The 20,040-nt window shown below is 60.9% G+C and carries 23 protein-coding genes; 9 read left to right on the top strand and 14 right to left on the bottom strand.

Features of this window, described 5'->3' with window-relative positions:
• Positions 1-5: 5 nt before the first annotated feature.
• Positions 6-980, bottom strand: coding sequence for a chromate resistance protein ChrB domain-containing protein (locus tag A2G96_RS09520; RefSeq protein ID WP_017514989.1), 975 nt, complete (start codon positions 978-980; stop codon positions 6-8).
• A gap of 133 nt (positions 981-1,113) precedes the next feature.
• Here A2G96_RS09520 and A2G96_RS09515 point away from each other — a divergent pair, with 133 nt between their 5' ends.
• The 7 genes from A2G96_RS09515 (at position 1,114) to A2G96_RS09485 (ending at position 9,251) form a co-directional block, all read left to right on the top strand.
• Positions 1,114-1,401 (top strand): CnrY/NccY family anti-sigma factor, encoded by a 288-nt coding sequence (locus A2G96_RS09515; RefSeq protein WP_017514988.1) that lies wholly within the window; start codon positions 1,114-1,116, stop codon positions 1,399-1,401.
• On the top strand, positions 1,398-1,844 hold the full coding sequence (locus A2G96_RS09510) for a periplasmic heavy metal sensor (RefSeq protein WP_024570396.1): 447 nt from the start codon (positions 1,398-1,400) through the stop codon (positions 1,842-1,844). The genes A2G96_RS09515 and A2G96_RS09510 overlap by 4 nt, the downstream gene beginning before the upstream one ends.
• Positions 1,841-2,416 carry an RNA polymerase sigma factor gene (locus tag A2G96_RS09505; RefSeq protein ID WP_017514986.1) on the top strand — a complete coding sequence of 192 codons (576 nt, stop codon included), beginning with the start codon at positions 1,841-1,843 and terminating at the stop codon, positions 2,414-2,416. The genes A2G96_RS09510 and A2G96_RS09505 overlap by 4 nt, the downstream gene beginning before the upstream one ends.
• A 73-nt stretch (positions 2,417-2,489) precedes the next feature.
• Complete coding sequence (locus A2G96_RS09500) at positions 2,490-3,746, top strand: TolC family protein (RefSeq protein ID WP_024570395.1); 1,257 nt, start codon at positions 2,490-2,492, stop codon at positions 3,744-3,746.
• Complete coding sequence (czcB, locus tag A2G96_RS09495; RefSeq protein WP_024570394.1) at positions 3,743-4,930, top strand: CzcB/NccB family metal efflux transporter periplasmic adaptor subunit; 1,188 nt, start codon at positions 3,743-3,745, stop codon at positions 4,928-4,930. The genes A2G96_RS09500 and czcB overlap by 4 nt, the downstream gene beginning before the upstream one ends.
• A complete protein-coding gene (locus tag A2G96_RS09490; RefSeq protein WP_024570393.1) occupies positions 4,927-8,157 on the top strand; it encodes a CusA/CzcA family heavy metal efflux RND transporter in 3,231 nt (1,076 codons plus the stop codon). The genes czcB and A2G96_RS09490 overlap by 4 nt, the downstream gene beginning before the upstream one ends.
• Positions 8,158-8,195: 38 nt before the next feature.
• A complete protein-coding gene (locus A2G96_RS09485; RefSeq protein WP_024570392.1) occupies positions 8,196-9,251 on the top strand; it encodes a DMT family transporter in 1,056 nt (351 codons plus the stop codon).
• 137 nt (positions 9,252-9,388) lie between these two features.
• Here A2G96_RS09485 and A2G96_RS09480 read toward each other — a convergent pair whose 3' ends face one another.
• Entirely contained in the window at positions 9,389-12,322 is a 2,934-nt protein-coding gene (locus tag A2G96_RS09480; RefSeq protein WP_024570391.1) for a Tn3 family transposase, read from the bottom strand.
• A 244-nt stretch (positions 12,323-12,566) separates the two neighbouring features.
• On the opposite strand from A2G96_RS09480, the gene A2G96_RS09475 reads away from it, so the two are divergent.
• Together A2G96_RS09475 and A2G96_RS32340 are read left to right on the top strand one after the other, a co-directional pair.
• A complete protein-coding gene (locus A2G96_RS09475) occupies positions 12,567-13,412 on the top strand; it encodes a hypothetical protein (RefSeq protein WP_062798690.1) in 846 nt (281 codons plus the stop codon).
• A 301-nt stretch (positions 13,413-13,713) separates the two neighbouring features.
• The gene (locus tag A2G96_RS32340; protein ID WP_231909638.1) at positions 13,714-14,037 is read left to right on the top strand and encodes a hypothetical protein; all 324 of its coding nucleotides are present in this window, start codon (positions 13,714-13,716) and stop codon (positions 14,035-14,037) included.
• Between the two features lie 200 nt (positions 14,038-14,237).
• On the opposite strand, the gene A2G96_RS09470 is transcribed toward A2G96_RS32340, so the two are convergent.
• The 12 genes from A2G96_RS09470 to A2G96_RS09420 form a co-directional block, all read right to left on the bottom strand.
• A complete protein-coding gene (locus A2G96_RS09470) occupies positions 14,238-14,573 on the bottom strand; it encodes a hypothetical protein (protein ID WP_062798688.1) in 336 nt (111 codons plus the stop codon).
• A 13-nt stretch (positions 14,574-14,586) separates the two neighbouring features.
• A complete protein-coding gene (locus A2G96_RS09465; RefSeq protein ID WP_062798686.1) occupies positions 14,587-14,808 on the bottom strand; it encodes a DUF7706 family protein in 222 nt (73 codons plus the stop codon).
• A 460-nt stretch (positions 14,809-15,268) separates the two neighbouring features.
• Positions 15,269-15,568 (bottom strand): hypothetical protein, encoded by a 300-nt coding sequence (locus A2G96_RS33130; RefSeq protein ID WP_150124085.1) that lies wholly within the window; start codon positions 15,566-15,568, stop codon positions 15,269-15,271.
• A gap of 46 nt (positions 15,569-15,614) precedes the next feature.
• Positions 15,615-16,373 carry a hypothetical protein gene (locus A2G96_RS09460; RefSeq protein ID WP_062798684.1) on the bottom strand — a complete coding sequence of 253 codons (759 nt, stop codon included), beginning with the start codon at positions 16,371-16,373 and terminating at the stop codon, positions 15,615-15,617.
• 16 nt (positions 16,374-16,389) lie between these two features.
• Positions 16,390-16,647, bottom strand: coding sequence for a hypothetical protein (locus tag A2G96_RS33125; protein ID WP_150124084.1), 258 nt, complete (start codon positions 16,645-16,647; stop codon positions 16,390-16,392).
• A 54-nt stretch (positions 16,648-16,701) separates the two neighbouring features.
• Positions 16,702-16,920: a hypothetical protein gene (locus tag A2G96_RS09455; protein WP_062798682.1), complete on the bottom strand. Its 219-nt coding sequence runs from the start codon at positions 16,918-16,920 to the stop codon at positions 16,702-16,704.
• A gap of 74 nt (positions 16,921-16,994) precedes the next feature.
• On the bottom strand, positions 16,995-17,273 hold the full coding sequence (locus A2G96_RS09450) for an HU family DNA-binding protein (RefSeq protein WP_062798680.1): 279 nt from the start codon (positions 17,271-17,273) through the stop codon (positions 16,995-16,997).
• Between the two features lie 433 nt (positions 17,274-17,706).
• Positions 17,707-18,189: a hypothetical protein gene (locus A2G96_RS09445; RefSeq protein ID WP_062798677.1), complete on the bottom strand. Its 483-nt coding sequence runs from the start codon at positions 18,187-18,189 to the stop codon at positions 17,707-17,709.
• A gap of 52 nt (positions 18,190-18,241) precedes the next feature.
• A complete protein-coding gene (locus A2G96_RS09440; protein ID WP_062798671.1) occupies positions 18,242-18,520 on the bottom strand; it encodes a hypothetical protein in 279 nt (92 codons plus the stop codon).
• A gap of 23 nt (positions 18,521-18,543) precedes the next feature.
• The gene (locus tag A2G96_RS09435; protein WP_062798669.1) at positions 18,544-18,765 is read right to left on the bottom strand and encodes a hypothetical protein; all 222 of its coding nucleotides are present in this window, start codon (positions 18,763-18,765) and stop codon (positions 18,544-18,546) included.
• A gap of 579 nt (positions 18,766-19,344) precedes the next feature.
• Positions 19,345-19,668, bottom strand: coding sequence for a hypothetical protein (locus tag A2G96_RS09425; RefSeq protein WP_062798664.1), 324 nt, complete (start codon positions 19,666-19,668; stop codon positions 19,345-19,347).
• A gap of 38 nt (positions 19,669-19,706) precedes the next feature.
• Complete coding sequence (locus A2G96_RS09420; protein WP_062798662.1) at positions 19,707-20,000, bottom strand: hypothetical protein; 294 nt, start codon at positions 19,998-20,000, stop codon at positions 19,707-19,709.
• Positions 20,001-20,040 lie beyond the last annotated feature (40 nt).

The following is a 20,040-nucleotide window of genomic DNA, read 5'->3' as shown; positions in this document are numbered from 1 at the left end:
TTGGATTAGCGCTTGCGGCTACTGGAGAAGTGCAGATGGAGCGAATCGAGGACATGGCTCATCTCGTCCAGCAGGGCATCATCGTCGGACAGCCGCTCACGGGCACCGGTCAGCACGGCTTCAAAGCCGCTCGCTTCCGCGACGGGCATGCCGCCGATGTCGAGTACATGAATCATCTGGCCAAGGCGCGCCAGCCCCTTGTCCTCGTCGAGCCCAAAGCTGGCGAGCAACACTTCAAAGGAAACGCGGTCGCCGATATGCGTGAACGTCGCGCCATCGAAGTCGAATCCCAACGCGTCGTCCGGGCATTCGTGCATGTCGGCGAGCCAGAGGAAGGTGGCGTGGGGATCGATGAAGCGCCGGATCAGCCAGGCACAGGCGACGCGGTCCACCCAGAGGTGCCGGCGTGTCGCCCAGTGCCGCCCCTGATACTGGGTGGGATCACGTCGTGGGATGCTGCCGGCTACCCCATGTGGTTCGCCCGGCGACAGGAGAATGTCAACGGCCGCGTTGAAGTCGCGCCATTGCGCTTCGGCCCGGGCCGAAGCGTCGTTGGGGAAGAAGTCGATATGGCGAATCGCGTCGAATCCCCGGCCGTGGCGGCGCACGAGGCGCAGCAATTCCGCTTCGTCCGTGTCGCCCAACGTTGCGCGCGCACCGGAGAGTTCGGCCGCCCAGGCCGCGTATTCGGCCGACCGGTCGAACAATGCGCGATACTCGGCATCCTCTCGCGCATCGTTCGTGTGGACCGAGAGGATCCAAACCTTGCCGTCTTCGCTGGTCGCGTCGGCAGCGAGCTTTTCGAGCTGGCCGCGCAATCCCGGCTGGTCGGGCAGAAGGTAAGCGCCGTCCCGCAACGACGCGCCGCCGAGCGACTTGATGCCGCGCCACAGTCGCATACGCGGGGTCGCAGCCGATGTCGGCAGGCTGACGATCAGCAGCAGCCAGGTGGCTTGGGGGCTGGATGGGAGAGGATTCATGCGCCAAGCGTAGCTGGCCGTAGTCGCCTCTTCAATGTTGTAGAGATCTCTACAATTCAAATATTCGATACGGATGCGAGGGTGTCTGCCGCTTAGCGCCGTATTAGCTAGGTCAACAGCTTGGAGATCAGCAATGGCTGACATCGACGAATGGCTAAATAGCGCCTCAAGGATCATACGAAAGGCGTCTTCCGAAACGGACATCGCGGAAATTCAGAGGCGGATCGCGGCAGAACCGACGCAAGAAGTCCTTGTCGCGCGCCACGATGTGTGGCGAGCCGTCCTCTGTGCCGCTGTGGCGGCGCTGGTGGCGTACGCGGCAATGGACCGAGTGGCCACGAGCCTGGTGGTCAGGACTGGACCGACCTGGGTGGCAACGCCGTCTGCCGCATCGCCGTTCGGCCTGCTGATCGGCGAATGATGACGCCGCGAACCCGACGCCTGTCCATTTCCACGCTGGTTGGCGCGCTAGTCGGCATTTCCGTGGCGATTGCAGGTGTCTATGTCACGCGTTCCTCGCATGAACGGCACACCGACTTGCATGAAATGCTGCACGAAGCCGTGCCGCTCGACGCCAACGAGCGCGAAATTCTCGAACTGAAAGAAGAGGCATTTGCCCAGCGCCGTCGGGAGATCGAGATGCGGTTGCGGGCGGCGAACGGAAAGCTGGCGAACGCCATCGCCAGAAATCCAAACTGGTCGCCCGAGGTCGAGGCCGCAACCCAGGAGGTCGAGCGCGCCGCCGGCGACCTGCAGCGCGCCACGCTGGTCCATGTGTTCGAGATGCGTGCCGGTCTCAAGCCCGAGCATCGGCCTGCCTACGACCGCGTCCTTGTCGATGCGCTTCGCCGTGGATCGCAGTGAATCCCGACGACGCGGACAAATTGCTCGCCCGCCAGGCGGCCGAAGGCAACCAGCGCGCGTTCGGTCAGCTTGTGGAACGGCATGGCATCGCGCTGGCTCAGGCTGCGCGCAGCTTTGGTATTCCCGAGACCGACGTTGACGACGTCGTACAGGACACCTTTGTCGCCGCATGGCACGCGCTGGATGATTTTGATCGAGACAGGCCGTTTCGCGCGTGGCTTTTCCGCATTGGACTCAACAAGATGCGGGACCTGTATCGCTTCCGGCGCGTCAGACAATTCCTTTTCGGCGCTGAGGACCTTGGCGACATGGAACTGGCCGGCGGGGTCGCACACGATGAGCCGGGCCCGGAACAGCACGTGGCAGCGCGCCGGGACCTGGCACGCGTAGTCAAGACCCTGGACAAGCTGGACAAGGGCTCGCGCGAAGCGATTGTATTGACGGCAATCGTGGGAATGTCCCAGCCGGAAGCAGCAGCCGTGCTTGGCATGAGCGTGAAAGCCATCGAGGGGCGCATTGCGCGTGCGCGGGCCAAACTTGCCGCCGTACTCGAGGCGGGCTCCCAAAAATAAAGACCCAATCCGACGAGGGGAAGCACCACCTGGATTCGTATAGAGAGGAATAGTAGTCAACCTTCTCTCTTCGATGAAACAGGTGATTTTTTCGTTGCTTTGCCGGCCTCGCTACCTCAGCGTGGCGTTGTGGTGCCTGCCTGCCGCATTGAGCCATGCCGCCGAGGCGCCTCCCTATCAGAACCTGTTGCAGCAGTCACTGGCACTTGCCCCGGCAATGGTCGCGCAGGCGGCCAATGTTCGCGCCGCCGGCGCCGACGCCGCTCAGTCCCGTGCCTGGCTCAACCCGCGGATCGATACCGTGCTGGAGAACTTGGGCGCCCCGGCAAGCGAAGGCGTAAGCCAGCGCCAGAATACCTATTCGATCACGCAGCCTTTTGAAATTGGGGGCAAGCGGGGCGCGCGCATCGAGGTCGGAGAACGCAACTTCGCCGCAGCACAGGCGCGAGAGCGGCAGGCTCAGGTGGCCTATGCCGCGGAACTCGCTGTGGTCTACGCAACCGCAGAAGCGATGCTGGGGCGCCAGGCGCTGGCGACCGAAAATCTGGCACGCGCCAATGAGGAGCTGGCGGCGGCGCGTGCCCTCGTCGATTCCGGGAAAGAGGCCAGTTTGCGCAGCGCGCAGGCAAGAGCCAGTGTGTCGGCGGCGCAGGCTGCCGAGGCGGCAGCCACCAACGACGCCACGCAAGCATTGGCAAGGTTGTCCGCGCTGTCTGGCGCCTCGGAGCCCTATACGGCGGTCACGAGTTCCTTGCTGACGGCCCAGCCGGCCATCCTGAATGCTCCCACCGCGCTTGGCGAGTCCCCCTCGGTGCGCGCTGCCGAAGCCGAACGCAATGCATTGGACGCCCAGGTGGACGTCGAAAGAAAGCGCTGGATCCCCGATGTCGGCGTCAGCGCGGGGGTACGCCGCTATGGCTGGACCAATGCCAGTGGCTACGTGGTGGGCGTGACGGCTTCCCTTCCGTTGTTTGACCAGAACCGCAATGGCATCAACGCTGCCGTCGAACGCGTCGCGGCTGCGCAGGCGCGGCTCGACAGCATTCGGCTTGAGGCGAATGCCGTACGCCAGTCCGCCATCTCCCAAGTGGCCACGACGGAAAAGCAACTCGCCGCGGCTAGCGAGGGAGAACAGGCGGCTACGGAAGCCTATCGCATGGGGCGCATTGGTTATGAATCAGGCAAGACGCCGCTGATGGAACTGCTGGTCGTGCGACGTGCACTGATCGAAGCCCGGCAACTGACGATTGACGCGCGCCTGGCGCGCGTGCGCGCCTTGGCGGCGCTGGCTCAGGCAGACGGCCGTCTGGCATTTGAGGAATCACGATGATGAAGAACGAGCGTCGGTCTGTGAACTGGCCAATGGTAGCTGGGGTGGCCGCAGTGGCGGCGGCGGTGGGTTTCGGCGCGGCGAGACTGTCTGGGCCGGAGAAGTTGCCCGCATCGTCACAGGCTGCAGAAGCGAAGAAGCCGGGAGTCACGGCGGAAAAAGCTGGCCCACAAGAGGTCAAAATTCCGGCCGCCTACCTTGCGGCCGCCAACATCGCGGTGGAGCCGGTAGCGAGCGCAGCAGTCGGCGCGGAAATCCTGGCGCCGGCCACGGTGGCAGCAGTGCTCGGCAGCGAGGCGGTTATCGTGTCGCGCGCCGCCGGCGCCGTGCAGCGTATTCAGCGCCGGCTTGGCGATTCCGTGCGGGCGGGTGATGTGCTGGCCGTGGTCGATAGCCCCGATGCAGCCGCCATGGCTGCCGAGCGCAAGGTCGCGCAGGCGAAGGCCGATCTCGCGCGCAAGACCTACGAGCGCGAGGCAAGCTTATTCCAGCAGGGCGTCACGCCCCGTCAGGAAATGGAAGCAGCGAAATCCGCGCTCGAAGTTGCGCAGGCCGAAGCGCAGCGCGCTGCCACGGTGGCCCAGTCCGCGCATCTGGCCAGCGACGGGCGCTCGGTGGCCGTCGTCAGCCCGATTGCGGGCAAGATCACGGCCCAGTCCGTCACGCTGGGCGCTTTCGTGGCCCCCCAGGCGGAACTCTTCCGCGTGGCCGGCACCGGTGCCGTGCAGGTGGAGGCCGCCGTGACCGCCGCCGATACGAACCGCATTGCCACCGGTAGCGACGCCACCATTGTGCTGGCCAACGGCTCGCCGCTGCCGGCGCGCGTGCAGGCGGTCACGCCGACTGTGACAGGTAGCGCGCGTGCCGCGACGGTGGTCGTGGTGCCGGCGCAGCCGACTGATCGGCTCGTGGTGGGCGAAGGCGTCCAGGTGCGCCTGCGCACGGCGGCGAGCGATGCCGCTTCCCTTTCTGTGCCGGAAGACGCGGTGCAGAACCTCGACGGCCGCGACGTCCTCTTCGTCCGCACGCAGGAAGGCTTCCGTCCACGTCCCGTGCTGGTGGGTACCCGTAGCGGTGGTTCGGCGCAAATCCTCTCCGGTGTACAGCCCGGCGAACAGGTGGCCACCCGCAATGCCTTCCTGGTCAAGGCGGAAATGAACAAGGGCGGCGGGGACGAGGAATGATCGAGCGTATCCTCAGCGGCTCGGTCCGCTATCGCTGGCTGGTTCTGTTCCTCACGGCAATCGTCGCGATCATTGGCGCCTGGCAACTCAACCTGCTGCCGATCGATGTCACGCCTGACATCACGAACAAGCAGGTCCAGATCAACACCGTGGTGCCGACGATGAGCCCGGTGGAAGTGGAAAAGCGCGTCACGTATCCGATCGAGACGGCTATTTCCGGTCTGAACGGTGTCGAGAGCACGCGCTCGATGTCGCGTAACGGCTTCAGCCAGGTGACCGTGATCTTCAAAGAGAGCGCGAACCTGTACTTCATGCGCCAGCAGGTAACCGAACGGCTGGCCCAGGCGCGTCCGAACCTGCCGGGAAATGTCGAGCCGCAGATGGGACCGGTATCGACGGGGCTGGGTGAGGTCTTTCACTACAGCGTCGAGTACCAGTATCCGGACGGCACCGGCGCCCCCATCAAGGACAGCGAGCCGGGCTGGCAGAGCGACGGCAGCTTTCTGACCGAGCGTGGCGAGCGTCTCGATGATCGCGTCTCAAGGCTCGCCTATCTGCGCACGGTGCAGGATTGGATCATCCGGCCGCAGTTGCGCACGACGCCTGGCGTGGCCGACGTCGATTCACTCGGCGGTTACGTCAAGCAGTTTGTCGTCGAGCCTGACACCGCCAAATTGGCAGCCTACGGCATTTCCTATGGCGAGCTTGCGCAGGCACTTGAGGATGCCAATCTGTCAGTCGGCGCGAACTTTATCCGGCGCTCCGGAGAGTCATACCTGGTGCGCGCCGATGCCCGGATCAAATCGGCCGACGAAATATCCCGGGCTGTGATTGCCCAACGACAGGGTGTGCCGATCACGGTGGGACACGTCGCAGCGGTCAAGATTGGCGGAGAACTGCGGTCCGGTGCCGCCAGCCGCAATGGCAACGAAACCGTGGTGGGCAGCGCGCTGATGCTCGTTGGGGCCAACAGCCGCACCGTGGCGCAAGCCGTGGGCGACAAACTGGACCAGATCTCGAAGACGCTGCCGCCAGGCGTGCTGATCGTTCCTACTCTCAATCGCTCCCAACTGGTGATTGCGACCATCGAAACGGTGGCGAAGAACCTGGTGGAAGGAGCGCTGCTGGTGGTGGCAATCCTGTTCGCCCTGCTGGGCAACTGGCGTGCGGCGGCCATTGCCGCCCTGGTCATTCCGCTGTCCATGCTGGTCAGCGCGATCGGCATGAATCAGCTCAATATTTCCGGCAACCTGATGAGCCTGGGGGCGTTGGACTTCGGCCTGATCATTGACGGGGCGGTCATCATCGTGGAGAACTCGCTCAGGAGGCTGGCTGAGCGGCAGCACCACGAGGGGCGTGTGCTGACACTCAATGAGCGGCTGGAAGAAGTTATCCAGTCCTCCCGCGAAATGGTCCGTCCGACGGTCTACGGCCAGCTCGTGATCTTCATGGTCTTCCTGCCATGCCTGACCTTCCAGGGAGTGGAAGGCAAGATGTTCTCCCCGATGGTGATTACGCTGATGCTGGCACTCGCGTCGGCCTTTGTGCTGTCGCTGACCTTCGTGCCCGCCATGGTGGCAGTGCTGCTGCGCAAGAAGGTGGCTGAGAAGGAGGTGCGCATCATCGCGGCAACCAAGCAGCGCTACCGGCCGTGGCTTGAGCTTGCCGTGGCGCGCCCAATGCCGTTCATTGGCACCGGTGTTGCGACGCTGGCGATCGCGGCGGCGGCCTTCACGTTTGTCGGACGCGAATTCATGCCGACGCTCGACGAGCAGAACTTGAACCTGTCGTCGGTGCGTATTCCGTCGACGTCGATCGACCAGTCGGTCGCCATCGATCTGCCACTTGAACGCGCTGTGCTGTCGCTGCCGGAAGTCCAAACGGTGTATTCGAAGGCGGGCACGGCCAGCCTGGCGGCCGACCCGATGCCGCCGAACGCTTCGGACAACTACATCATCCTGAAACCGAAGGACGAGTGGCCGGAGGGGGTCACGAGCAAGGAACAGGTTATCGAGCGCATTCGCGAGAAGACCGCGCCGATGGTCGGCAATAACTATGATGTGACGCAGCCGATCGAGATGCGGTTCAACGAACTGATCGGCGGCGTGCGTAGCGACGTCGCCGTGAAGGTCTATGGCGAAAACCTGGACGAACTGGCGGCCACGGCTCAGCGCATCGCGGGCGTGCTGAGAAAAACCCCGGGAGCCACCGACGTTCGCGTGCCACTAACCAGCGGTTTCCCGACCTTCGACATCGTCTTCGATCGCGCCGCAATCGCCCGCTATGGCCTGACGGTCAAGGAAGTGGCTGATACGGTGTCCGCGGCTATGGCGGGTCGGCAATCCGGGCAGATCTTCGATGGCGATCGCCGTTTCGACATCGTGGTTCGCCTGCCGGGCGAGCAGCGTGGGAACCTCGACGTCCTCGGCGCGCTTCCGGTCATGCTGCCAGCGGTTGACGGTCAGCCTCGTGCCTCGGTACCGCTACGCCAACTCGTGCAGTTCCGGTTCACGCAGGGTCTCAATGAAGTCAGCCGCGACAATGGCAAGCGTCGTGTGTACGTGGAAACCAATGTGGGCAGCCGCGATCTGGGCAGCTTCGTGGACGATGCCGCGGATCGCATCGCCAAGGAAGTCAAGCTACCGCCAGGCATGTATATCGAGTGGGGCGGCCAATTCCAGAATCTGCAGGCGGCAACCAAGCGCCTGGCCATCATCGTACCGCTGTGCTTCATCCTGATCGCCGCGACACTGTACATGGCGATCGGCAGCGCCGCACTGACGGCGACCGTACTGACGGCAGTGCCCCTGGCGCTGGCTGGCGGCGTGTTCGCACTGCTCCTGCGCGGCATCCCGTTCTCGATCTCGGCGGCCGTCGGTTTCATTGCGGTGTCGGGTGTGGCTGTGCTGAACGGACTGGTACTGATTTCAGCTATCCGGAAGCGGCTTGAAGATGGCATGACACCGCACAGTGCGGTGATCGACGGTGCCATGGAACGGGTCCGGCCGGTGCTGATGACTGCCGCAGTGGCATCGCTCGGTTTTGTTCCGATGGCCATTGCCACCGGCACCGGTGCGGAAGTCCAGAAGCCGCTGGCCACCGTCGTCATCGGTGGACTCATCACCGCAACCGTGCTGACATTGTTTGTGCTGCCGGCACTTTGCGGCATGGTGCTGAAGCGCCGGGCCGCCGGCCGGCCGGAAGCGCAAGCCGTGCTAGAAATGTGAGTTCGCGAGTCCACTTTAGCCCCATCCCCTGATCCGCCATGTCCATTCGTACCGCATCTCCGGCATTACTGGCCGCTCTGCTATTCGGTGCAAGCACGCCGCTGGCCAAGGCGCTGACCGGTTCAGTTGCCCCGCTCTTGCTGGCCGGGCTGCTATATCTGGGCAGCGGCTTCGGCTTGGCCCTTGTGCTCGCGATCCGAAGAATCTGGGCGAAGCCTGATCCGGGAAATGATCATGGTGGCATTCCGCGAGCAGAGGTGCCGTGGCTAATTGGCGCAATCCTTGCGGGCGGCGTGGCGGGGCCAGCGTTGCTAATGACTGGCCTCGTCTCGACCAACGCCGCGTCGGCATCCCTGCTGCTGAACGTGGAGGGTGTGTTCACGGCCGTCATCGCCTGGGTGGTGTTCAAGGAGAACGCCGACCGACAGATTGTTCTGGGGATGATCGCGATCGTGGCCGGCGGCTTGCTGCTTTCCTGGCAGCCGGGCAGCCTGCAGATGTCGACTGGCGCGCTGCTTATCGTCGGCGCTTGCCTGTGCTGGGCGGTTGACAACAACCTGACCCGCAAGGTCTCCAGCAATGACGCGCTACTCGTCGCCTGCCTGAAGGGTGTTGTCGCTGGACTATGCAACACGACGCTCGCCCTGATGCATGGGGCTGTGTTTCCACCGCTCAGTACCGCGACAGGTGCGCTGGTCGTCGGATTCGCCGGATACGGTGTGAGTCTCGCCTTGTTTGTGGTGGCGCTGCGTCTGTTGGGCACTGCGCGAACCGGTGCGTATTTCTCGGTCGCACCATTGTTTGGAGTCCTGATCTCATTTGTGATCTGGCCTGAAGTGCCAGGCTTGGCTTTCTGGCTTGCCGCGGCGCTGATGGCATTGGGCGTGTGGTTGCACCTGCGCGAGCGGCACGAGCACGAGCATACCCATGAGCCACTGGCGCACAGCCACTCGCATCGACACGACGAGCATCATCAGCATGAGCACGACTTCCCATGGGATGGCAAGGAGCCCCACAGACACTGGCACGCGCACGAGGTGATGGTACACAAGCATCCGCATTATCCGGACGTGCATCATCGTCATTCGCATTAGCGTGGCACTGCCTCCGCACTGTTGAAAATCGCTTGAGGGTCCTCCGACCACTTTCTCTACCTTGAGCTAAAGGAAGCTCAAGTTTCGGTAGTGCAAGACGAGGAGGCTTTCTCAGTACAGATTCCATGGTGCGTTCCTCATGAACCTGTCGCGCGCTGCCCGTGTGCGGCGTCCAGCAACATCTCCTGATACAGATGGAGCGGGAAACGCAGCGTGCCCCGGAAGTTGATATGTCCGAAGTGCGCTGGCCCCATTCTCCGTAGCCAGTCATCATCGATCCTCTGCCCCTTCTGGCGCCAGGCATCCACTGTCACCTGCATGCGCTGCGTGTTCCACGCAATCACCAGATTGGTGAGCAGGGTCAGTGAGCCCGAGATCGCGATCATCTCGTCACGCCGACGGCCCCGTTCTGGCGCGACCTTGCCGGTGTAGACCGCACGCTGGAGCTGATGGACTGACTCTCCGCGATTGAGCAGGGTATGCAACTCCCGCCGGAATTCTGGATTGCCAAAATAGTCGCATAGGAACAGCGTCCGCAGCAGCTTGCCGAGCTGATCGGCGGCACGATAGACGGCATCACCCTGTGCGGCACTGCCGAAGCGCTGAAGGGCAACCACGGCGCTGACGCGTCCGGACTTGATAGATGCCACCAGCCGCAGCAAGCCGTCCCAGCCATCACGAATAGCCTTGAGAGAGATTTCATGGGCGACGACCGGTGTCAGCTTGTCCGGGGCGGCCAATCGCCGCGGCAAGTAGAGCTTGCGCTCGGCCAGATTGCGCAGACGCGGGCACAGATCGAATCCAAGCAGCTTCGCAACCGCCATGCCGACGCTCGTATATCCATGCGTGTCGACGGAAAGTCGAAGCAAGCCACCGTCGTCGCGCGTGTCATTGTGGCGCACGACGCCTTCGATCGCGACGCCAGCTTGTCGCTCGTTGAGCACGATCGGCTGGTTGTACACAATTCCGTGCTGGTCCAGCACGTGCGTATAGATTCCGACCGCGTGGGTGCGCCGCCGGGGATCGGCGCGGGCATAGAAAAGGTGGGGTGAGGTGTCGAGGCTCATGGAGTCGCTCGAGGCTCGTTGTCCGTCTCCCCATAGTTCGGTGATCGTGTGAGTCCGCTGGAACTCAATTACCCGATCATTGGCACGTGCCAGTCGGCCTGGCATCTCCAACGCGCGCATCAGTGTTGAAATGTGCGCCGCGTCCAGCTGGGGAATCATCGCTGCGACAGCCTTGGCATCGATCTCAGTGCCGTGTGCGATCAGCGCGCCGTACAACGCCACGAGTTCGTTCGCGTCACGCGCTCTTCGGGCCAGGAGGACTGCGCTGAAGCCGGTGCGGGCGTCCATCTCCATGATCAGATCCGCGAACTGGGCTGTACCGATGGCCTTGAAGAGCATGTCGCGTGTCTTGCGAGGCAGACCATCCGTGGGCAGCGCCTCCAATGCCGACAGGTGCAGCGTACCGTCTGAGCCGATCGTGACCCGGCCGGCCTCGCGCGCCTCATCCAAGGCCGCAAGATTCACCTTGAGGTGCTCCGACAGGCGGTCGATAAACGCATTGGCCGTCGATGGCAATGCCAGCGACGACAGATGTCGGTCGCGTTCGTTTTCCCATTGCGTCGATGGAATCAGCAGTTGATCCCGTTCCCGGAAAGATAGACTGTGATGAATCCACACGGAGCCACGTCGCAGGCCTTTGCGCAGGCCGGTGATTGCCGAGGCTTCCAACGCATGCAGTGCACGTTTGCGATCGTCATTCTCGATAAGGTCATGCCAACTGCCGCTGGCTGGCACCTCACTGCCGCGGGGTAGCTCACTCGCACCGCTATCGTGCAATTTGGTAACGAGCGCCAATTGGCGCAGGCTGGGTTCCGCTTCCCGGCCGGCAAAATCCAGTTCCCGCAGCGATGTGAGTAGAGCTCGGATCCGCTGATTGTCCTCAGTCAGTGTCTCGCGCACACTGGCTGCATGGCTCATGGCGGGCTTGCTAGGTAAATCCCCCAGCAGCTTGCCGATCTCCGCGAGCCGCTCCTCGGCCGAACGTTCGGCCTCGCCGACGAGCATCTTGATCGCTAGCAGGCGCTGGCGGTAATCCGCGGCAGAGCGGGCCTGCTTGGTCGTGGTCTTTTCGTAGGCCTGTCGGACCAGATCGGAGACCCGTCGCCCTGTCTGATAAAGCAGGGAGTCTGTCAATTCCAGTAAGGTCACTCGAAGGAAGAAAACCAGTTCCAGCGTGCGCGTCGACGCCTTCAGTTCTCTGATCTTAACGGGGCGGCGCGCCTCGATGCGCTTGGCCCAGGCCCGCTGCTTCTCCATAGGCACCGCGTCCAGTTGCCAGGTATGCGCTCCGAGTTCCTTCAGGAATCGTATTTTCTCGAGCGTTTCGGCAATGGTTGTCGGGCTGTGACGTGCTGGCGGGGTCTTCAGCCACTCAAGAACGGTCACTCCCGACGTTTCGTGACGGGTCGACAGAACCGCGTCCGCACGCGCAAGTTGAGATTCCGGGATGGTAGCCTCGATCATGGCTACCACAGCTCGCTCGATTTCCGCCCAGATCGAGCGGCCGAGATCGCGCAACGCTCGCTCGGCCGGGATCAGGATCCGCCGCTCGTATAGCCAGGAGCGCGCGTGCTGTAGCAGGTCCTCGGGCGTCAGAGATTCTTTTGCATCCTGGCGCATCCACGCCCCAAGCCCTGCCCAATGGTCTGGCCCAATCCGTGTCAGCCCGAGATAGTCGCAGGCCCAGACTTGGTGGTCATAGAGCGTCTTGTAGCGGTGATACATGGTCCGCAGCGACGCGATGGTTGGCGTCGGCACGCCAAGGCGCTCACCGATGTAACGCAGCAACTGACGCGGCAGGGTGCCGACATGGTCCAGCGTATGGCCGCTCGCCCGAAGAAAGACCAGCTGGATTGCCGCGCCGGCGCGCCAGTCTCGTCGAAACCGCTCATTCACTTCCGCCATGTCGCTGTCGGTGAGCGCAAAGTACCGCTCCACGTCGAACTCCGACATTTTGGCGGGCAAGCGGTCGATTCCCACATAGCGAAATTCCATGCCTGGCATTTCCCTACCTCCTTGCGGCGGCGCGGTGCGTGGGCAGCTATGTTACCGCGAGATCTCTCAGAGTCTGCCGACGGTCGCGGGAGTCGACCGACAAGCCCTGCCAGTAACGGCTTTCAGGGAAAGCGCCAGATTTAGCACGAAAAGTACGATTACCCCATCTCGCTCGTCGTCGGCGACCCGTGCCACCGTCCCAAACGGTCGAAGGTTAGAATCCCGGACACCGATTTGGTTGGGAGCCGACGCTATGAAGATGGTCATTGACGCGAACTACTTTGAGCATGAAGATCTCCGTAACTACCTTCGATCCAGCCGCGAGAACATTGCGGTATTGATCGACTATGCCGGCATGGAGATGCGCAAAGGGGACGCGCTGCGAAACGTATCGCGCTCGCTCTCCATCCTTTGCCAATTTCCCAAGCAGGTGCTGGTACTGAAAGGAACGCGTGAAGTAGCTGGACTTCGTATGGCCACGCAGGGATTGGATAAGCGCCTGATCGACAAGACACAGACGCGAGACTTTGCCCAGTTTTGCGCGCAGACCCACCGGGCGGTCAACGGTGATAAGTTGCTCCTGGCGGCGTTGGAAGACAGTACCCGGACGGCCAAAGACCATTTTGACGCTATGCAAAAGGGCATGGAGCAGATGGAGGTTGTCGTCGCGGGCTACGCGACACGCTTCACGCAGAAGGAGCTTTCCGAGTTGCGAACTGGGCGCGCATACGGGCCTGAACTCGATGCCAGGATCGCGGAGCATGTATTCGAGCTGTGGGCCACTGTGCGTCAGTCTCATCCAGACGTAAAGCGCGCCGCCAACGTTGAAGAAGCGGTGAACAACATCGTTTTTCGCTATACGGCTGCGGGGTACGTATGGCTACTTGAGAAGTTGCGCAGCGGCGTGAGCATCGAAAATGTGCTATCTCCCAAAAAGGTGACCAGCGACTTCATCGATATCGTGTACGTAGCCTACGCGACCTACTTCGACGGCATTCTCTCAAAAGAGACCCGCGTGCAACGCAACTATGAGCAAACGCTAGCAATGCTGAAGAATAACGTGCCCAACGCATACTTCTCACGGCGCCGTCATCCCTGATGTCTGCAGGGCAATGCAAGTACTGTGACGGGGCTATCGTCCAGGGCGCCTGCGGAGCAGTCCAGCCAATTCGCGCATCATTTCACTGCAGTTCAGCTATTTCCAGTTCTAAGACAGTCGAGCGGGGACGGAATTAGATGTTGAGTCATTGATTCTTCGGAAAACGCCGTCCGACGAATTACGGTTCCTCACAGGGGGGTGTAGGGAACCGGAATTAGCTGGACTACGCACGCTTTTACTGGACTGGAAATCCGGAATTCGCTCGACTTGCCGTGCAAGTCCCATCAATGCCGAGCAAGACTTGCCGGTCGGTTCATCTTCTGGTCAAACGCGTGGGCTCAAGATATTGGAGGAGGAGGCCGTCAATACGGGGACTCCATTCTCTGTCTTCGCCATGCGTTACCTTCCGATCCGCGACCAGCGCCTCAATATCCTCGCCCGCAACCGCAATGCTTGGCGGACTACTCGGGCGGAACAGCGCTTTGACGTCGAAGGCCTCATTCGGGCATGCGTTCCGGATGCGGCCACTTGCGATCCACGCATTGTTGCAGACGCAATTCGGGAGTGGTTCGATAGTTTCGACGACGGCATTCCAGCATGGCGGCTGTCGCCGCAAGAGCAATAGGACGCCGGCCAGGCGGGCCCAGCGACGCGGTTCGGCGTGTCAGGTGCTGACCATTGTCTGCAGGGAGCAGACCGCGTGCTTCTGGCCAGCGCGGTGCAGCGGACGGGGAGCCGCCGCGGTCGGGTAAGACACCGCCGCAGCGCCCTGGACACGCACTCAATCCAGGAACCGTCTGCACAATCGACATAGCTTCATCAAGTCTATTGATGTGCGAGCAACCGGTTGAGTTGTGCTGGAACGCTCGCTCGATCAGTGCCTCTTGGAAGCATCGCATCGGGAGAGCTCGCCGCCTGCCGCAAGCAATCCACGACCTCGTCCGCTTCTGCCTGCCGCCGTTCGAGGCGACAGCTCATAGCCAGGCCAACCAGCAACGCGCGATCCTCCTGTGGCATCGACATGAGCGAGGGCCATACGATTTCTAGTCGAACCTTGGCGCGTTCACCGTCGGCGTTGCCCGCCATTGTGCCTAAGAACTGGCCGATTAGGGCAACCGCAAGAACGAGTGCGCCCCCTGCAATAGCGCGCTTCAAATTCATCTGCTTTTCCTTGTCAGCGGGGCGAGTAGCCTGCTGTTCTCAATGCCTCTTGGAACTTTCCGACGGCGCCCAGCATGACGTAAGCCTCCAGATCGTCTACGGCGCATGCGCGCAGATCGCTAAACGTGATGCGCTTGCAAAGTTGGGCGAATGCGAGAGCTTCCACCTCACTTAGGACCGCATGTCCTTCCGGGGCGGTCTCACCGTCCTCGATGGCGATTCGAAGATAGCTCATCCCTTATGTCCTTTTCCTTTGAAACCACATCGCCCGATCAGAGTTTGTCATGCCCAGCGAGTTCTACCCTGATCTTCATGACCACCTTTCCGAACTGGTCATCAGCGTTGCTTGCGGGCCGCGCGATAATTGGCAATCGCGTAGACCTGATAGAGAAGCCCCACAGCGATAGTGATAAACATCGCGTACATAGGCGTTAGGACACCCCTGAGCACGAGAATCACGCAAAGGAAAGCTGCCGCAGTTGCATGTGCAGCCGCCGAGATCGTCTCCGCTCGGTATCGGGCCAGCGACCGATCGACGCCCCGCGCGTGAATTCGATTGCGTAAGCGTCCGATCCACTTGCTGCCGGGTGAAATTTTTGCCCAGGAGCGCAGGCGACGTTTGATGCGATTCGCCTTTATCATCACCTCATCCCCACTTTCCTCTTGATCTTACGGCCGCTTTTCCGATCCGTAGGTTAAGCCCAAGGCCAATTGGCGAGTTGCACCCTGCGACCCTTCACCACAAGCACTCGATACAACTTTCTGGCGAGGAACGTTGCGCCAAGTCCGACCAAAGGAAGATAGGCCAGCACCCCGAGGCCAGACAGCAGGCACGGGATCAAGACAGCGGCGGACGGTTCGCGCAATGCGAACGAAATTCGAATGCGCCCACAACTGCTAAGCCATGCGTGATCGAGAATGTAGAAGACACTGACCGCTACAACCGCGTATGCGAGTAAGCCAGCGCCAATCAGCAAAACACGTTTTGTGTTCATCGCTCTATTCCTTTGCCTTGAAGCTCGTCTCTAGGTAGCCGCGATTTCAATAGGCTTGTACCGAACAGTAGAATAGAGCCTCGTAGCCCTCAACTTGGACGAGCCCAAGTTCCCAGTCCACCTTGAAGCCGCGCGCCTCGAACCAGGTCATACTAAATTGGTCTAGCGTAGTAAGTAGATTCCTGAGACCAGTCTCTACATCTCTTAAGGCCGGAAGGCGGCCTAGATCGGCGTGCACTGGCGAAACAGCGAGAAAGTCTTCCGTCATGTCAACATACACGCGTTTCCAGCATCGCCGATACTGGTATGAGACCTCCAGCGGTGCCATGCGCGAGAACTTTGCAGGCCAGTCCATTTCAAGGGGGACGTCGGTGGCATAGAGGGGCACATCGAAGTCGAGAGTTGCAATCCTCTCGAACGGGGCCGCGTTAGTTTCCCACCATTCCAGAAACACATCGGACTCAGGGCGCAGCCACAACTGCGAGTCTGCGTAGACCTGGATAAGCTGACGTGCCTCTTTCAGACGTTTGCCAAGCAACATGGCAGCGATGGAAACAGGAATCCAATCGTCCTTGCCGATCGCGTAGTGATAAGTGTCCTCGTCGCAGCCATAGTGGAACGACATATCACTGCGCTCGGCCTTGGCATAGTCGAAGCTGGCTTTGGAGGCCCGATGCGCCAAAGGCGCTATTTCAGCGACTTCGTCAACGACAGCTTGCACCGCTGGCTTCACAACCTGCGATTTCTCATAACCGAAGCGGCCAAGAACGCGGTCGATAAGCGAAGTCGAATCAAGGAGTCTCATTGCAATTTTCGTGGCGTCAGGCCGGGATTACAGTGAACGGCTTACCTGCAACAAGTGCGTCCGCGTCAGCATCGGCGTAGGCATCTCGAATTTGGCTCATGTCACTTGCTCCGAAGACGACATGCACGCCCGCCTGCGCGAACGAAACGGTGCCTCCCGGATGCCCACTCGCCAAGAGTTTTACGTATTCTACGTGGCTGACTTTGAGGCATTTATAGTCGGCGAGCTTTGCGTCTGCCGGATTGCTCGTGGTGAAGGATTTTGGCTGACTCATATATCGATCTTGCTGGCGTCCGGCCAGCGTGCGGGGCGCCTATCGCGCCTGGTGCTATTCCCGACCACGTGGGAGTCCTTTAACCTCAGCCCTGAGGTGCACTAGGTCATCTTCGGCAGCGACTGAGAATGCTTCGAGGTCGAAACCCGTCTCGTTCACAATGCTGCGCGCAATCGTCGGTTGACCGTGGAGCTGCACGGCTACGGCGGCGGCGAACGCCACTCCCTGAATGAAACCCTCGCGCACCGCGTTCTCGCGTTCCGCTGCGTCCATTTCTTTTCCTAGCTGTCGTGCCTGACTGTTGCCGCCGCTACGCAGCGGCAAGGTTCAGGAGTCAGCACGCCTGGTTAGTTGTTGACGGCGTCCTTAAACCTCTGGCCCGCCTTGAACTTCACGGTCTTGGCTGCGCTAACCTTGATTTCCTCTCCAGTCTGAGGGTTGCGCGCGATACGCTCGGCGCGTTCGCCCTTGCTGAAACTGCCGAAGCCGATCAAGTTCAGGGTGTCACCCTTGGCCACGGCGTCCATGATGGCCGACAGCGTTACGTTCAGTGCCTGTTCCGCCTTGGACTTCGTCAGACCATCTACACCGGCTGCGATTGCATCAATCAGTTCGCTTTTTGTCATGCTTGCTTTCTCTGCGTCAGCTACCGGCCGACCTTCGGGGCACAACTCGCGCCTGGTGCATGGTCAACGACGACGCCGCCACAAGCGGCGGGGTCGGGTGCCTTCCACGCGAGCGCAGGATGCGCCAAGGGATCTACCAGCGTCATGCCATTGGACCTAACGAGCCTTGTCAGGAGCCGCGACTTCCCTACACCTGTACGACCAGTGATAGCGATGGTTTTCATAGTCCTTTCCGTGGTCTCACTACTCATCGAAGGACGGGCAATCGTCCACATACCGATGCAAACTCTTGTCGCCAAAGTCCAAGCAAACTGCGCAGCGATACAAAGGGCGGCTCAGGTCATAAGCGCCGTCCGCGAGGTCACTGCAACGCGTTTGATCCAGTGGTGCGGCTAACGCGTTATCCCATCGGGTATCCATATCTTTTTCCGTTCTATTGCTTCGTATGGAAATCGCAGTCCGGTACTGGCGCAGCGCGTTCGCGCGCCTCTTGCTTTTCCTGTCTACCAAAGGTCCGGGCCAGCCGGCCGGAGATCAACCGCATTGCCAAGGCTGGCAGCTTCTTTGCTTTGCCCTGCAACTGCTTCGAAGGCATTGCCGATGTCATGAAGTGGAGGTTCATCTCCTGCGCTTCTTCTGCGACATCGCCAGAATATTGCTCACCCTCATGTGGACCAGTTATCTTGCCGAATCTTCCAACGCGTTTTGCCATTGATATCCATGCCGTTGATGGGGCCACGTCCCCATAATGGAGGACTTCGCACTGAATGAGTTCTTCCACCGCGCCTGAGAACACTGCGTCATCGGATTGCTGAAAAGTTAGCTCGCGTACTTGCTTTTCGGACGGTTCGATGCCCCCAGTCTGCGCGATATCAGTGTGGGCCTTATCAACCACGGTCGAGTAAAGGCCATACATTCTCGTTCCATCACAGAATGTGACGCGAAGTATTCTCGTCCCCATGGTTTTCCTATGCCCGTCCGCGAATTCGGTCGAGGCCCACTGCGCCGTTTTCGAGCAGGGCGCAGGCTAGTTCGTGGACAGCGTGCGCCGACAGGTTCTCGTTCGTCGCTGGCACCGCGAGCAGGAGGCACGCAGCTTGATGCGCCCGGCGTTCTTGATCGGCTCGCGTCATCGTTGCAGCATCAGGGTCTTGCACGACGAGGAAACCGTATTTGCGTAGCGAGCGCACGGCCACCGAGAGGTTTTCGGCCCAGCGCTCGCGTTCGTTGTCGATGATCTGATTCATTACTGTTCGCGGGTGCGCCGGCTTTAGGACCGGGACTGACCTTTGTCGAATACCTGCACCGTGCCGCCAGCTTTAGAGAGCTCGTCATGCAGGGTGTCGTACATGACGGACATGCCTTTGGACGACGGCGCGATCACAACGCTATGACCGACCTCTGCGTCATGGAAGTTGAAATGGAAGGGGGTAGTCGTTGTTCGTTTGCCGAGAATCGTAACGGCCGCGCCCAGCATCTTGGTGTCAATCATAGGAAGTCCAGTTGTTGGTCTTCATCGCGCCGGCCTGGCCGGCTTTTCCTAGTCCTCAACCTTCAGCTTTGTTTTCGCCTTGGCCAAGGCTTCCTTTAGTGTGGGTGCCTTCGCAATCCTGACTCGCTTCGAGTAGCCAGCTCCAGGCACTTCACGCCATTGGTAGACGTCGGCTTGCACAACCTGTCGGCCGATCATCTTCAAGGACCAATCGAGGCCCATCCGTCGATGCCATGGAACGCGAGGCATGGGCTTTTCCGTTTCGTTACGCCGCTGCAGCAGTCTGATGCCGCTGCTCCGCGCGACGGAAAGCCTTAATGCAACTTGCCGGACTCTGGAGCCAGTAGGGGGCGTCCCCGCAGTTCCTGTACTCCTCGTCAAACAAGCGGAGGAAGCCCCGTTGCTCCGCCTTCATTCGATACTTCTCGTGCCGGCGACGGTTAAACCACCCGTTCAGCATCTGTCCAACATCCGGCCCGCGTTGCGATGTACGCGAGCTACCCGATATAACGCCTCGCAGGACGTACCCCACTACAACACCGATAACCAACTCTTCCATGTGCATGTCTTTGCCGATTACTAGATTTGAAGCTCGCATGTACCCGCAAGCGGTACTGGCGAGGCCAACGTGGAAATCAGCGCGTAGCCCGGATATTTGGTTCGAACTTGCTCTGCGAAGTCGGCCACAGCCGCGTCACCTGTCTTGGCAGTGAAGATCCCGTGAACGGGCTTGATGTCCATAGTTCCAGTCTTCTGCAAGACGCCGGAGACCATGAATCGGGTCGGCTGACTTACTTGCCAGGAAATGGACTCCCATCGGCCCGAATACCCTTGCGCGTGCGCGGCGACTGCCGCCAACGCTACGGTCGATGCAACCAGAAACGATTTGAATGAGGCGCGCATTGCTTTTCCGGCGTTGTGCCCGCCGTAGCGGGCTTTGGTTAGGCGTAAGCGCGATGCAGCTTCGTACCGTATGCAAGCTTTTTCGGCAAATTCGGCGCGTGTTTCGTGCCAGTCATGCGGCCACCGAACGCAAGGTGCTTCCACTTGCGCGCCTGCATCATGTGGTGGCGAATCTTGGCGCGTGCAGCGCGGCAGTCAAGGAAGTCTGTAGCGACATAGGTGCGAGTAGCTTCGCCTTCGGCTATCCGGGCTTTGAAACGGCGTAGATTGCGCATATGAGCCTTCGCAACAGCCACGTGATATCGCACCTCTTGCATAAAGTTCTCGTTCATTTTTCATCCCCCTTGCGATCTCGGCACACCTACGCCGACG

This window comes from Cupriavidus nantongensis (assembly GCF_001598055.1).
Lineage (GTDB): Bacteria > Pseudomonadota > Gammaproteobacteria > Burkholderiales > Burkholderiaceae > Cupriavidus > Cupriavidus nantongensis.
Note: the sequence above shows the minus strand (reverse complement) of the source record. Positions and strands in the feature narration are given on the sequence as shown.

Excerpts from the sequence above, each read along its gene's own strand:
- A2G96_RS09440 (WP_062798671.1), bottom strand. The coding sequence starts at position 18,520 with ATGAATCAGATCATCGACAACGAACGCGAGCGCTGGGCCGAAAACCTC.
- A2G96_RS09435 (WP_062798669.1), bottom strand. The coding sequence starts at position 18,765 with ATGATTGACACCAAGATGCTGGGCGCGGCCGTTACGATTCTCGGCAAA.
- A2G96_RS09460 (WP_062798684.1), bottom strand. The coding sequence starts at position 16,373 with ATGAGACTCCTTGATTCGACTTCGCTTATCGACCGCGTTCTTGGCCGC.
- A2G96_RS33125 (WP_150124084.1), bottom strand. The coding sequence starts at position 16,647 with ATGAGTCAGCCAAAATCCTTCACCACGAGCAATCCGGCAGACGCAAAG.
- A2G96_RS09455 (WP_062798682.1), bottom strand. The coding sequence starts at position 16,920 with ATGGACGCAGCGGAACGCGAGAACGCGGTGCGCGAGGGTTTCATTCAG.
- A2G96_RS09450 (WP_062798680.1), bottom strand. The coding sequence starts at position 17,273 with ATGACAAAAAGCGAACTGATTGATGCAATCGCAGCCGGTGTAGATGGT.
- A2G96_RS09485 (WP_024570392.1), top strand. The coding sequence starts at position 8,196 with ATGTCCATTCGTACCGCATCTCCGGCATTACTGGCCGCTCTGCTATTC.
- A2G96_RS09480 (WP_024570391.1), bottom strand. The coding sequence starts at position 12,322 with ATGCCAGGCATGGAATTTCGCTATGTGGGAATCGACCGCTTGCCCGCC.
- czcB (WP_024570394.1), top strand. The coding sequence starts at position 3,743 with ATGATGAAGAACGAGCGTCGGTCTGTGAACTGGCCAATGGTAGCTGGG.
- A2G96_RS09475 (WP_062798690.1), top strand. The coding sequence starts at position 12,567 with ATGAAGATGGTCATTGACGCGAACTACTTTGAGCATGAAGATCTCCGT.
- A2G96_RS09465 (WP_062798686.1), bottom strand. The coding sequence starts at position 14,808 with ATGAGCTATCTTCGAATCGCCATCGAGGACGGTGAGACCGCCCCGGAA.
- A2G96_RS09500 (WP_024570395.1), top strand. The coding sequence starts at position 2,490 with ATGAAACAGGTGATTTTTTCGTTGCTTTGCCGGCCTCGCTACCTCAGC.
- A2G96_RS33130 (WP_150124085.1), bottom strand. The coding sequence starts at position 15,568 with ATGAACACAAAACGTGTTTTGCTGATTGGCGCTGGCTTACTCGCATAC.
- A2G96_RS09445 (WP_062798677.1), bottom strand. The coding sequence starts at position 18,189 with ATGTATGGCCTTTACTCGACCGTGGTTGATAAGGCCCACACTGATATC.
- A2G96_RS09510 (WP_024570396.1), top strand. The coding sequence starts at position 1,398 with ATGATGACGCCGCGAACCCGACGCCTGTCCATTTCCACGCTGGTTGGC.
- A2G96_RS09425 (WP_062798664.1), bottom strand. The coding sequence starts at position 19,668 with ATGCGCGCCTCATTCAAATCGTTTCTGGTTGCATCGACCGTAGCGTTG.
- A2G96_RS09470 (WP_062798688.1), bottom strand. The coding sequence starts at position 14,573 with ATGAATTTGAAGCGCGCTATTGCAGGGGGCGCACTCGTTCTTGCGGTT.
- A2G96_RS09520 (WP_017514989.1), bottom strand. The coding sequence starts at position 980 with ATGAATCCTCTCCCATCCAGCCCCCAAGCCACCTGGCTGCTGCTGATC.
- A2G96_RS09515 (WP_017514988.1), top strand. The coding sequence starts at position 1,114 with ATGGCTGACATCGACGAATGGCTAAATAGCGCCTCAAGGATCATACGA.
- A2G96_RS09420 (WP_062798662.1), bottom strand. The coding sequence starts at position 20,000 with ATGAACGAGAACTTTATGCAAGAGGTGCGATATCACGTGGCTGTTGCG.
- A2G96_RS09490 (WP_024570393.1), top strand. The coding sequence starts at position 4,927 with ATGATCGAGCGTATCCTCAGCGGCTCGGTCCGCTATCGCTGGCTGGTT.